11 protein-coding genes are annotated in these 11,966 nt (G+C 39.0%); 9 read left to right on the plus strand and 2 right to left on the minus strand.

What is annotated here, in order from left to right:
• The first annotated feature begins 44 nt into the window (after positions 1 to 44).
• Both AUF14_RS05605 and lpdA read left to right on the plus strand, forming a co-directional pair.
• Positions 45 to 1,703 carry a dihydrolipoyllysine-residue acetyltransferase gene (locus tag AUF14_RS05605; RefSeq protein WP_016180319.1) on the plus strand — a complete coding sequence of 553 codons (1,659 nt, stop codon included), beginning with the start codon at positions 45 to 47 and terminating at the stop codon, positions 1,701 to 1,703.
• A 7-nt stretch (positions 1,704 to 1,710) separates the two neighbouring features.
• A complete protein-coding gene (gene lpdA, locus AUF14_RS05610) occupies positions 1,711 to 3,117 on the plus strand; it encodes a dihydrolipoyl dehydrogenase (protein WP_016180318.1) in 1,407 nt (468 codons plus the stop codon).
• A gap of 169 nt (positions 3,118 to 3,286) precedes the next feature.
• On the opposite strand, the gene AUF14_RS05615 is transcribed toward lpdA, so the two are convergent.
• Positions 3,287 to 3,922 carry a GPP34 family phosphoprotein gene (locus tag AUF14_RS05615; RefSeq protein WP_016180317.1) on the minus strand — a complete coding sequence of 212 codons (636 nt, stop codon included), beginning with the start codon at positions 3,920 to 3,922 and terminating at the stop codon, positions 3,287 to 3,289.
• A 274-nt stretch (positions 3,923 to 4,196) separates the two neighbouring features.
• Between AUF14_RS05615 and AUF14_RS05620 the strand changes: the two genes are divergently transcribed.
• The 5 genes from AUF14_RS05620 (at position 4,197) to typA (ending at position 8,624) form a co-directional block, all read left to right on the plus strand.
• Positions 4,197 to 5,057 (plus strand): Rgg/GadR/MutR family transcriptional regulator, encoded by an 861-nt coding sequence (locus AUF14_RS05620; protein WP_016180316.1) that lies wholly within the window; start codon positions 4,197 to 4,199, stop codon positions 5,055 to 5,057.
• 292 nt (positions 5,058 to 5,349) lie between these two features.
• On the plus strand, positions 5,350 to 5,547 hold the full coding sequence (locus tag AUF14_RS05625; protein WP_016180315.1) for an LbetaH domain-containing protein: 198 nt from the start codon (positions 5,350 to 5,352) through the stop codon (positions 5,545 to 5,547).
• Positions 5,548 to 5,625: 78 nt separating this feature from the next.
• Positions 5,626 to 5,895 carry a UPF0223 family protein gene (locus AUF14_RS05630; RefSeq protein ID WP_016180314.1) on the plus strand — a complete coding sequence of 90 codons (270 nt, stop codon included), beginning with the start codon at positions 5,626 to 5,628 and terminating at the stop codon, positions 5,893 to 5,895.
• Positions 5,896 to 5,905: 10 nt separating this feature from the next.
• Entirely contained in the window at positions 5,906 to 6,670 is a 765-nt protein-coding gene (locus tag AUF14_RS05635) for an inositol monophosphatase family protein (protein WP_016180313.1), read from the plus strand.
• Between the two features lie 112 nt (positions 6,671 to 6,782).
• Entirely contained in the window at positions 6,783 to 8,624 is a 1,842-nt protein-coding gene (gene typA / locus AUF14_RS05640) for a translational GTPase TypA (RefSeq protein ID WP_016180312.1), read from the plus strand.
• A gap of 111 nt (positions 8,625 to 8,735) precedes the next feature.
• Here typA and AUF14_RS05645 read toward each other — a convergent pair whose 3' ends face one another.
• A complete protein-coding gene (locus tag AUF14_RS05645; RefSeq protein ID WP_102865887.1) occupies positions 8,736 to 10,052 on the minus strand; it encodes an ISL3 family transposase in 1,317 nt (438 codons plus the stop codon).
• A 435-nt stretch (positions 10,053 to 10,487) separates the two neighbouring features.
• Between AUF14_RS05645 and AUF14_RS05650 the strand changes: the two genes are divergently transcribed.
• Together AUF14_RS05650 and AUF14_RS05655 are read left to right on the plus strand one after the other, a co-directional pair.
• Positions 10,488 to 10,871 (plus strand): hypothetical protein, encoded by a 384-nt coding sequence (locus tag AUF14_RS05650; RefSeq protein WP_016180311.1) that lies wholly within the window; start codon positions 10,488 to 10,490, stop codon positions 10,869 to 10,871.
• Between the two features lie 63 nt (positions 10,872 to 10,934).
• Positions 10,935 to 11,612 (plus strand): DUF2922 family protein, encoded by a 678-nt coding sequence (locus AUF14_RS05655; protein WP_016252588.1) that lies wholly within the window; start codon positions 10,935 to 10,937, stop codon positions 11,610 to 11,612.
• Positions 11,613 to 11,966 lie beyond the last annotated feature (354 nt).

The following is an 11,966-nucleotide window of genomic DNA, read 5'->3' on the forward strand; positions in this document are numbered from 1 at the left end:
GATCTTAGAAAAAATAAATACATTAGTATAAGGAGCGAAAAAACATGGCTTACCAATTTAAATTGCCCGACATCGGTGAAGGCATTGCAGAAGGTGAGATCGTTAAATGGTTCGTCAAAGCTGGCGACACAATTAACGAAGATGATACTTTACTAGAAGTACAAAATGATAAATCAGTGGAAGAAATTCCATCACCTGTAACAGGAACAATCAAAAAAATTATCGTAGACGAAGGAACAGTAGCAAATGTTGGCGATGTTCTCGTTGAAATTGATGCACCAGGACATGAAGATAATGAAGGTGATTCAGGTGTAGCTGCTGAATCACAAACACCTGCTGCTCCGGCGGCTGAACCAACTGCAGACAGCGATAAAGCTGAAAGCGACGGTTCCAATGCTGGCGGCGGAGTCTACCAATTCAAATTACCAGATATTGGTGAAGGTATTGCAGAAGGCGAAATCGTTAAGTGGTTCGTGAAGTCTGGGGACAAGATCGAAGAAGACGACACGTTACTAGAAGTACAAAATGATAAATCAGTGGAAGAAATTCCATCACCTGTAACAGGAACAATCAAAAAGATCATCGTAGACGAAGGAACAGTAGCAAATGTTGGGGATGTCTTAGTAGAAATCGATGCACCTGGACACAATGATTCTAGCGCATCTTCAAGTGAATCCTCTACACCAGCAGAGACAGCAAAAACAGAAGCAAAAGCGGATTCTTCAGTTGTTGAAGCAAGCAATCCAGACAAGCGCGTATTGGCGATGCCATCTGTTCGTCAATATGCACGTGAAAAGGATGTCGACATCACACAAGTAACTGCTACAGGTAAAGGCGGACGTATTACCAAAGAAGATATTGACACATTCGTTTCAGATGGAGGACAAGCAGCACCAGCGAAATCAGAAGCTCAAGCCACTGATACGGCAGCAGCAACTTCAAGTGCGCCAGCTGCAAAAGCAGAGAAACCAGCGCAACCATTTACTTCTAACATGGGCGAAATGGAAACTCGTGAGAAGATGACACCAACACGTAAAGCAATTGCTAAAGCAATGGTAAATAGCAAACATACGGCACCACATGTAACCTTGCATGATGAAGTTGAAGTGTCTAAACTTTGGGATCATCGTAAGAAGTTCAAACAAGTGGCTTTGGACAATGGTACGAAATTAACCTTCTTGCCATATGTGGTTAAAGCATTGACTGCAACAGTCAAAAAATACCCAGTCTTGAATGCATCAATTGATGATGCTGCGCAAGAAATTGTGTATAAAAATTACTATAACATCGGTATCGCAACGGATACAGATCATGGCTTGTATGTACCAAACGTTAAAAATGCTGATACAAAAGGCATGTTCAAAATCGCCGATGAAATCAATGAAAAAGCTGCTTTGGCTCATGATGGAAAATTGGCTGCAGATGACATGCGTAATGGAACAATCACGATTTCTAATATCGGTTCCGTTGGCGGCGGCTGGTTCACTCCAGTAATTAACTACCCTGAAGTTGCCATTCTTGGTGTTGGAACGATTGCGCAACAACCAATCGTGAACGATGAAGGCGAATTAGCGGTTGGTCGTGTAATGAAACTTTCATTAAGCTTCGATCATCGTATCGTCGATGGGGCGACAGCACAAAAAGCGATGAACAATATTAAACGTTTATTAGCTGATCCAGAATTACTATTAATGGAAGGATGATAAAATCATGGTAGTTGGAGATTTTGCCATTGAATTAGATACAGTTGTAATCGGTGCTGGACCTGGCGGCTATGTTGCCGCCATCCGTGCCGCAGAAATGGGACAAAAGGTAGCGATCATTGAGCGGGAATACATCGGCGGCGTTTGTTTAAATGTCGGCTGTGTTCCTTCAAAAGCATTGATTTCTGCTGGTCATCATTATCAAGATTCACTAGATTCCTCCATGTTTGGTGTAACTAGTGAAAATGTAAAGCTAGACTTTGCGAAAACCCAAGAATGGAAAGAAAATGGCGTGGTTAATAAGCTTACGTCAGGTGTTAAATTCTTGTTGAAAAAACACAAAGTAGAAATCATTGAAGGGGAAGCTTTCTTTGTTGATGATAAAAACTTGCGTGTGATTCATCCAGATTCAGCCCAAACCTATTCTTTCAACAATGCGATCGTCGCGACGGGTTCTCGTCCAATTGAGATTCCAGGCTTCAAATTCGGCGGACGTGTGATCGACTCTACTGGTGGGTTGGCTTTAGAAGCAGTACCTGAAAAATTAGTCATCATCGGTGGTGGTGTAATTGGTGCCGAATTAGGTGGAGCTTATGCTAATTTAGGTGCTGAAGTGACGATTATCGAAGGTACGGCACAGATTTTACCGACCTACGAAAAAGACATGGTGCAGCTTGTTGAGAAAGATTTTAAAGAAAAGGGTATTAAAGTTGTCACCTCTGCAATGGCTCGCGAAGCGGTTGATAACGGCGATAGCGTAACCGTTCGTTATGAAGTTGATGGTAAAGAAGAAAGTGTCGACGCAGATTACGTGATGGTAACTGTAGGCCGTCGTCCAAACACGAACGACATGGGCTTAGAACAAGCAGGTGTCGAAATGACTGACCGCGGATTGATCAAGGTAGACAAACAAGGTCGCACAAATGTACCAAGTATTTATGCCATCGGTGACATCGTTCCTGGTGCAGCTTTAGCCCACAAAGCAAGCTATGAAGCAAAAATTGCGGCTGAGGCCATTTCAGGCAAGAAAGTAGCTGTTGATTATAAAGCAATGCCTGCTGTAGCATTCACTGATCCAGAATTGGCCACAGTAGGAATGACAATCAAAGAAGCTAAAGAAGCAGGACTTGAAGCGAAAGCCTTCAAATTCCCATTCTCTGGTAACGGTCGTGCCTTGTCATTAGGCAAGACAGAAGGCTTCATTCGTTTAGTAACTACCGTGGAAGACAATGTTATCATTGGTGGTCAAATCGCTGGTGTTGGAGCAAGTGATATGGTTTCAGAACTTGCTTTAGCGATTGAATCTGGTATGAATGCAGAAGATATCGCATTGACGATTCATCCGCATCCATCATTAGGCGAAATCGTGATGGACGCATCAGAATTAGCATTAGGCTTACCAATCCACATTTAAACGTTAAAAAAAAAGTCAAAATCCTTTAGAAAAAGGATTTTGACTTTTTTTATAGCCTATTTAAGACTATATTTCTTCCTGAAGTTTAGACTGAATTATTGGAAAAACTGTTAAGCAGAATTGTCTGAAGTGACCTATAAAATAATTAAGCTGATTTTATTTCCCTCATTTAAACAATGGTTATTGTAGCCATTGCCCCCACTAGCCAATCAAGCTGAGAGATCATTGTGTTGGTTTGTTTCGAAACAGGCTCATTTTTGGCTTCTCTAATTTTTGCCTCAAGTATTTTTCGATTTTCTTTTTCAATGTACTTCTTCAAGATGCTCGATTTTTTAAGCAAAATAGCTAAGGTTAATCCGTCACGATCCAATGGATTCATGTTTTCTAAACGAAAGACCAATTTTGCGACTGTTTCTTCTTTAGCGATATAGGCAAGTGCATGCGAATCTTTTTTTATTGACACTTCTTCGGCTTCAATAAGTGAATCACGGATCTGGGAAACTAATTGTTTGATATCTTTTTCAAAGAATGTCGTACCGTACGCATTGGCAATAGCTTCGATGCGTTTCTTTTTTAGTCCCGTGATTTTTTCCAAAAGGCAGTCGAGGTATTGTAAATCTTCAGGCAGCTCATTTGATAGGAGAATTACTTCCTTATTATTTAATTCGAGTACATTCGCTTTTTGCAGATCCAGAAGACCTGCCATAACGAGGCACATACCAACGTAGTAATTGAGTGAAGAGATTTTTCCTTGGCGATTCATGGTAAAAAGCAGATACTGTTGAGATAAACTAAGGTTGTTCATTTTATTTGCTCCTTTATTCGTTTGACTAAAGTATAACTGTTCGTGAAAAAATCCGCCTTTTTAGAAACAATCTTTTCGATAATTTTATTTTCTTGTTGTTTTTTCATGGTATTCTAAGGTGGTAGAAACAATAGTTTCGTTCAACTAATTTTATGAGCTGCTGAATTGTCAACTTCATTGCTTTAGCGCGTCGGTAAAAGGGAGAATGATTTAGATAATAGAATTTTTTATATCCATTCATTGACGCGAATCTGACAAAGGAGGATGAAAAATAGTGACGGGAAAATTTTTTCAAGAATTTCGAGAAAAGAAAAATCAATCGATTATGAACACTTCCGAGGGAATCGTGACGCCGCAATTTTTACGAAAATACGAACGGGAAAATGGAGATATTCGATTTTCTAATTTGCTTCAATTATTAGGTCGGTTAAATATAACGTTCGATGAGTTTGTTTTTGAAATTGACGATAGCATGGATGTTTGGTTGTATAAAATCGAGGAAGAGATTGATCAAGCTTATCATGCCGGAAATTCTTTTTTATTAAAAAAATTCGTGGAAAATCAAGAAAAATTGTATCGGCAAACCAACGAAGAACGATTTCTTTTTGCTGCACTTATTGGAAAACGATTTTACAATTATATATTCTTGCCTAGTTATACAGTTGATTTAGCACCGATCGCTGACTATTTGAGGGAAACCGAAACCTGGGGGAAGTTCGAGTTCTTTTTGATTACCTATAACGGGGATCTTTTTAAACCAGAGGAAGCTTATTTTTATACCAGGCGCTTAGTCAAGCAGTATGACGGCAGCTTTGAAATGCGAAAGTGGCGTTATGATGCTCTGCTTCATCTAACACGTTATTTGATTGAGGAGAATTATTTGGATCAGGCGGAAAAAATTCTTTCAGAATATATGGAAAAAATAACGCCGAATCGTGATTTGAAGTATATTCACCATGATTTATACGCGAAGTTTGTTTATGGTTTGCTGCTGGTTAAAAAGAAGAACCCCAAAGGACAGCGGCAATGTGAACGGATTATCGACATTTTTGTAGAAGATTGCGGTTATGTGAATTACGGTAATCGACTAAATATTCTTTATCAGTCAACGCTTGCAAAGGTTAAAGAAGCATAATAATGATGTATAAGGATATCAGTTAAATTATCTCAGCAAAAATATGTTTTAAAGAATGGAGTTAAAAGATGAATAATTCACTTGGCTTCAGCGCTTCAAAATCAGGAGAAATTATTTTGAACCCGATTTTCGTTGCAAGTTTGATAAAAACATTCATATCAGGCTCGTTTCTTCGCGTTTTTTTAATTGTATTTTATTAGATGACGGTGAGATTTACATTGGTGATGATGTTCTTTTTGGACCATGTGCAGGAAATCATGCGATTATATCATGCGATCATCCAGAAGAACGAATGACAGGGAGCTATTCCAAAAAAGTCGTGATTGAAGACAATGTTTGGATAGGTGCGAATGTCACGTTTGGTAAAAATACGATCATCGGCTCAGGGAGTGTCGTGACTAAAAATATTCCAGAAAATGTTATTGCGGTTGTAAATCCTTGGAGTGTTTTAAGAGAAATTGCAGAAGAAGATAAGGTTATCTCTTTATAAGAAATTCGTTTCAGAGAAGCTTTAAATAAAAGCTTTTGATTTTCTATGGTAAACTATTTCCGAATGGAGTGTGAATCAATGGCAAATTATGGTTACCCAATTGATGAGGATTGGACACACGAGGAGATTGTGACAGTCATCAATTTTCTGAATCTTGTTGAAGCAGCGAATGAATCTGGTATTGAGACAGAAGCTTTTTTGACTGGATATAAAAAATTCAAAACAGTTATAAAAAGTATCGGTGAGGAAAAGCGGATCGGGCGCGAATTCCAAGAAGTCAGTGGTTATTCTTTATATCGAACATTACAAAAGGCGAAAGCTGCGACAACTAAACGATTTAAGATGTAGGAGGACTAAAATGGAACAAGAAATCATTAGCTGGATTTATGAAGCAGCAGAAAGAATTAAGGCGGGATTAGGCGATGCCTTAAAGGTTGATCAAAAAAGCGGACGTACTGATCTAGTTACGAACGTTGATAAGGAGACGCAGGATTTTATCGTCAGCAAAATCAAGGCCTTTGATCCAGAAGCAAAAATTTTAGGTGAGGAAAATGGTCAGGATGAGACTCCGATCGACCATGGCCGGGTGTTCGTTATTGATCCGATTGACGGAACATTGAACTTTGTGATGCAGCAAGAAAATTTCTGTATCATGATCGCGGTCTACGAAGAAGGTGTCGGACAGCTAGGCTTTATCTATGATGTCATGAGAGATGAGCTTTTTTGGGGCGGTCCAAAGGTAGGAAAAGTCTTCTATAATAATGAAGAGCTTTCTGCGCCAGAGAACAAATCCTTAAATCAAGGTTTGCTTGGCATGAATCTAGCTCTGTATCGTAAAAATATCTATCATGCACAGGAAATCGGGAATCAATCCATGGGAGTACGGGTCTTAGGATGCGCGGGATTAGATTTTATCGCGATTTTAAAAGGAACTCAGATCGGCTATGTCAGTTCTTTGAGTCCATGGGATTATGCGGCGGGTAAAATCATGATGGAGCTATTGGGAATGCTGACATGCGGAGCAGACCAAAAGCCATTAAGCTTCAAAGGTCGTGAGTTCTTTATCGGTGCTACACAAGCGGCGATGCAGGAAATTCAAGCGTTTGATGAAGAGAAAAATTAAGAAAAAGACTTTTTCTGAAAAAATGAAAATGTTTTACTAACACTCTTAATGATTTTCTGTTATAATTGTCAATCGAGTGAGTCTCGCGTTACAAGAAAAGGAGCAATTAAAATTGAATTACAGAGAAGATATCCGCAACGTGGCAATTATCGCCCACGTCGACCATGGTAAAACAACACTAGTTGATGAAATGCTTAAACAATCAGATACCCTTGATAGCCACGTTAACTTACAAGAACGGGCAATGGATTCAAATGCATTAGAAAAAGAACGTGGAATCACGATCTTAGCGAAAAATACAGCTGTAAACTACAAAGACTACAAAATCAACATCATGGATACACCTGGACACGCCGATTTTGGTGGAGAAGTAGAGCGTATCATGAAAATGGTTGACGGTGTATTGTTAGTTGTAGATGCTTATGAAGGCACAATGCCGCAAACACGTTTTGTATTGAAAAAAGCGTTAGAACAACATTTGACACCAATTGTTGTGGTGAATAAAATCGATAAACCATCTGCTCGTCCTGAAGAAGTTGTCGATGAAGTGTTAGAATTATTTATCGAATTAGGTGCAGACGATGATCAATTAGATTTTCCAGTAATCTATGCTTCAGCAATCAACGGAACTTCTAGCTTATCAGATAATCCTGAAGAACAAGAACCAACAATGGCTCCTGTATTCGATACCATTATTGAAAAAATTCCTGCTCCCGTTGACAACAGCGATGAGCCATTGCAATTCCAAGTTTCTCTACTAGATTATAATGATTATGTAGGCCGTATCGGTATCGGTCGTATTTTCCGCGGAAAAATGAAGGTTGGCGACCAAGTTTCGGTTATGAAGCTTGACGGTTCGATTAAAAATTTCCGTGTAACGAAAATCTTTGGTTTCTTTGGTTTGCAACGTTTAGAAGTCCAAGAAGCAAAGGCTGGCGATTTGATTGCTGTTTCTGGGATGGAGGATATCTTCGTCGGGGAAACAGTGACACCTGTTGACCATCAAGAAGCATTACCAATCTTGCATATTGATGAACCAACATTACAAATGACTTTCTTAGTGAATAATTCACCGTTTGCCGGACGTGAGGGGAAATATGTAACGTCTCGTAAAATCGAAGAACGTTTGATGTCAGAACTACACACAGACGTTTCATTGCGGGTTGAAAACACTGATTCACCAGATGCGTGGACTGTTTCAGGTCGTGGTGAATTGCACTTGTCAATCCTGATCGAAAACATGCGTCGTGAAGGGTATGAATTACAGGTTTCACGTCCAGAGGTAATCGAAAGAGTTGTTGATGGTGTGAAATGCGAACCATTTGAACGAGTTCAAATTGATACTCCAGAAGAATACATGGGCAGCGTAATCGAAGCTCTTGGTCAACGTAAAGCAGAAATGCAAGACATGATTCATTCAGGAAATGGTCAAGTTCGTTTGGTTTTCTTGGCTCCAGCTCGCGGTTTGATCGGATTTACAACAGAATTCTTATCAATGACTCGTGGCTACGGTATTATGAACCATACCTTTGATCAATATTTACCATTGATTCAAGGCGTTATCGGCGGACGTCGTAACGGTGCATTAGTTTCTGTAGATAACGGAAAAGCAACGATGTACTCAATCATGAGTGTCGAAGAACGCGGAACGGTCTTCGTTGAACCTGGTACTGAAATTTATGAAGGTATGATCGTCGGCGAAAACAGCCGTGATAAAGACCTAGGCGTAAATATCACGAAAGCTAAACAAATGACAAACGTTCGTTCAGCAACGAAGGACCAAACGTCAGTCATTAAAAAGCCACGTATCTTAACATTGGAAGAATCTTTAGAATTCTTGAATGATGATGAATACTGTGAAATCACACCAGAAACGATTCGTCTACGTAAACAAATTCTAAACAAATCTGAACGTGAAAAAGCAGCGAAGAAACGTAAATTAGCTGTTGAATAAGTAAATGATTGAAGGCTGCGCTTTTTAGGCTCTAAGTCAAATCGTGTTGTTCTCATTAAATCACTGAAAGGAAATGCTTCGGCGTTTCCTTTTTTCTTTTTGTTTTTTTGCTCAAATAATGTCGCAAAGATTCTGTTGAATCAGAATTCGCATACGAAGGTGGCGAAAGGTTCTAAAACCAAATGCCACTCTCTTGATCACTTTAATCAGGTTATTCTTCCCCTCAAGTTTCCCGTTTGAATAAGGGTATTTTAACGCATTGATAATCGCTTGCTTGTGTTTGTTTAAGTAAAGAATCGCTTTTTTAAATGCTGGATCAAGTAACGCCGGTAAGTGATCAATGCATTCGTAAAATCCTTTATAATCTTTGGCATCGAAGGCATCTAACAAATTCTGATACACATCATAGCTTGTCCGTAAGTGCTCGTCAATTGATAATAAATAATCCAATACTTCCGATTCTGTCAGGTATTTCCGTTGGAAAAGCGGGTATTGTTTAAGCGAAGAATAATTGATTTTTCTATTTTTCTTCAGAATGGTTCGCCAATATTTCTTAAGCTTGCGATACTTTTTCATGGCTTGCGGGTCGCTCTTTTTCAAGTGATTCATGGTTTTTATCCGTTGCTTATTAAATGCACGATTAAGTTGTTGGATCACATGAAATCGATCAATGGAAATCCGAGCATTTGGGAAAACGACCTTTGTCACAGACTCATAGCCCGCATTCATATCCATCACGACATGAGAAACGTTTTTCCGAGCGTGATAAGTAAAGCGCATGAAATAGGCGATCAGCTTGAAGCTTCTTCGATCCTCTAAAATATCAAAGATTTTCCCCGTGTCCGCGTCACTGAGAATAAAACACATGGCGCCCTGACAGTCCTTAGTTCCTTTGAATTCATCAATCAATAGATGTTTGGGTAAGTAATTGGGCTTCAGTCGTGGTTCTTCAAAAAAAGAATCCAAGACCCGTTCGACCGTTTTAGCGGAAACCAAGTAACGTTGAGCGATATCTTTCATCGAAATTTTCTTCTTTAAATCAACAGCGATCGCAAACTTGAGCGCTTGGGAGAGATAACAGTTTTCTGCGACATAATAGGTTTTAGCTGAAAAGGTATGGTGACACTGTTTACAATAAAACCGTTGTTTATAGAGATGAAGATAGGTAGACACCTCTTGATAAGGGAGTAATTGAATCCAGCTATCTTTGTAGCCATGATGGATGACGGAGTCGTAGCCGCAACACTCACACCGAGGAGACGGATAGCTCAGTCGACCAGTAAAGACGGTGGCCATTCTGTCATGGACTTTTTCTTTTGAAACGGCGTCTTTAGAAAAAGTAATGTTGGAATCGTGAATATTTAGGATTTGTTTGATGGTTTTGTCTAGGCAATTATCTTTATATTTGATATTCTTAATACTGGACATTTGGTTCGCCTCCTATGATTGGGTTCAGCGATTTAATTATAGGACAACCAAATGTCTTTTTGTATAAAAAAATACTTGGTGTTCTCACTCAGAAAGAGTAACAACACCAAATATTATAGAACCGCTTTTTAGCGTGGTCTTTTTTTGTTAAAAACTCGTTATTTTAGAGAGTCGAAATGGTCATAGATAGGTTCTAAACGCTAGTGTTTAAGTGTTTTGAAAACAAAAACTTAATAAATCATCTTAAAGTGGGATTATTTCTATATTTTTCAAAAAAAGTTGATATTGAAAGAATTTCAAAAAAGGATTATGTTTTGCTCAGGGACAAAAAAGCATTGTTTTCGGTTTCAAGTTGGTGATTGGGTGTCACCAGATTCGGATTTAGTGGGTTAAAAAAGGAGTTACAAGTATTATTTTGAAAAAGGAGATAAATCAATGAAAAATTATGGCTTAAGTGAGTCTCAGCTATTCACTTTAACACGTAAGAATTTAGAAAAACGTATTAGTCAGTATTATCGTGAAACGAATGATGGCGATGGCGCGCTCGAATGTTTGATAGCGCTTCAAGTACGAGAAGAATTAACAGAAGCGGATTTCGCTTTTGTACTAGCCGATCTTGTGCGTCACATTTTTATGCGGACACGTTCGAATCGTTCACTGCGCCGCTACTATCTGTTTTTTACAGAATACTTCGAGAAGAAGGAATGGCGCTTATTAGAAATCAAATTGTTTCCAGCAAAGACCTATGTTGTGGAAAAGCTGAAGACCTTGTTTACACAATTTATTAAAGAACCTTTGGCAGGATTGGTCGGCTCATGACGAGGACCTGCGGAAAAAATGGAGAAAATAACGAGATGAAAGAAACTAGAAAGGACTAAAAACATGCAAACAACCTATACATTAGCAGCAGAATTCGGCAAAAGCGATGGCAAATCCCATCGACTGCGCATAAAGGATGTTGATTTATCCAAATCAGCAGAAGAGATCAAAGCTTCATTAACAAAATTGACGAAACTAAAACTATTTGAAAAAAATGGCGTTGAATTATTTCAAGAAGTCCGCCATGCCAAAATTATCAAAAAAACAGAAAGAACCATTTTTAATGATGGAAAAGCTGCCAAAAAATCAGCACAGTCTCAAACGGACCAAACAGCAGCTGTCCAAACAATGGAAGAACCAATAAAACAGTCGAAGACACCTGATAATAATCGAGAAATTCCGGAAACGATTCGGATTCCGGAGGATTTAACCATTACCGAAGAATGGCCGCAGCCGAATCGCTTCGTCCAAACAATTGAGCTGCCAAGTGGCTACCATTCGTGGGATTTGAATGAGAGTCAAGCATTCATGCTGATCAATGCGTGTTTTCCCGCGGGAATCGAACCATTGACTATCGAGGCAGACGATCAATCCGTCCCAGCGAAGCTGATTGTCACCGGAAAACGCACGGAAGAGGCACCACAGGAAGCGATCGTCGCTGCGGTGAACAAGGAATCTCCACCTGCAAAACCTAAGAAAAAACGAAAGCGGTTACTCGAGCGAATTCGTAAACGAGAGTAATCGTTGTGTCCAGCTCATCAAAAAATCCAACGTTGGTATGAGGTGGATGATAACTTGCATCTTTTCATACAAATAGAATTTTTTAGCCTGCTAACCAGCGGGCTATTTGTCGTGGAGAATCAAGCTTCCGAAAGAAATAATTGAGAAATTTTTTTAGTCCTACTAAGAAAATATGAACGGGTAAAATGATAAAAAACTGTTATGTTTCATATTACTTATTTGTTTCACAAGAGGAAAACAAAAAAGAATTGATTTTTCGCGTTTTTCGCTTAAGTTTTTAGTTTGTAATCTTTATGTAATATTAGATTGGCTGTGTAAAACTCAAAATCCGAACAAAGAGTTTAGAAAAAGCTT

Source organism: Enterococcus avium (genome assembly GCF_002891025.1).
Taxonomy (GTDB): domain Bacteria; phylum Bacillota; class Bacilli; order Lactobacillales; family Enterococcaceae; genus Enterococcus_A; species Enterococcus_A avium.

Excerpts from the sequence above, each read along its gene's own strand:
- AUF14_RS05650 (WP_016180311.1), top strand. The coding sequence starts at position 10,488 with ATGAAAAATTATGGCTTAAGTGAGTCTCAGCTATTCACTTTAACACGT.
- lpdA (WP_016180318.1), top strand. The coding sequence starts at position 1,711 with ATGGTAGTTGGAGATTTTGCCATTGAATTAGATACAGTTGTAATCGGT.
- AUF14_RS05635 (WP_016180313.1), top strand. The coding sequence starts at position 5,906 with ATGGAACAAGAAATCATTAGCTGGATTTATGAAGCAGCAGAAAGAATT.
- AUF14_RS05615 (WP_016180317.1), bottom strand. The coding sequence starts at position 3,922 with ATGAACAACCTTAGTTTATCTCAACAGTATCTGCTTTTTACCATGAAT.
- AUF14_RS05630 (WP_016180314.1), top strand. The coding sequence starts at position 5,626 with ATGGCAAATTATGGTTACCCAATTGATGAGGATTGGACACACGAGGAG.
- AUF14_RS05645 (WP_102865887.1), bottom strand. The coding sequence starts at position 10,052 with ATGTCCAGTATTAAGAATATCAAATATAAAGATAATTGCCTAGACAAA.
- AUF14_RS05625 (WP_016180315.1), top strand. The coding sequence starts at position 5,350 with ATGACAGGGAGCTATTCCAAAAAAGTCGTGATTGAAGACAATGTTTGG.
- AUF14_RS05605 (WP_016180319.1), top strand. The coding sequence starts at position 45 with ATGGCTTACCAATTTAAATTGCCCGACATCGGTGAAGGCATTGCAGAA.
- AUF14_RS05655 (WP_016252588.1), top strand. The coding sequence starts at position 10,935 with ATGCAAACAACCTATACATTAGCAGCAGAATTCGGCAAAAGCGATGGC.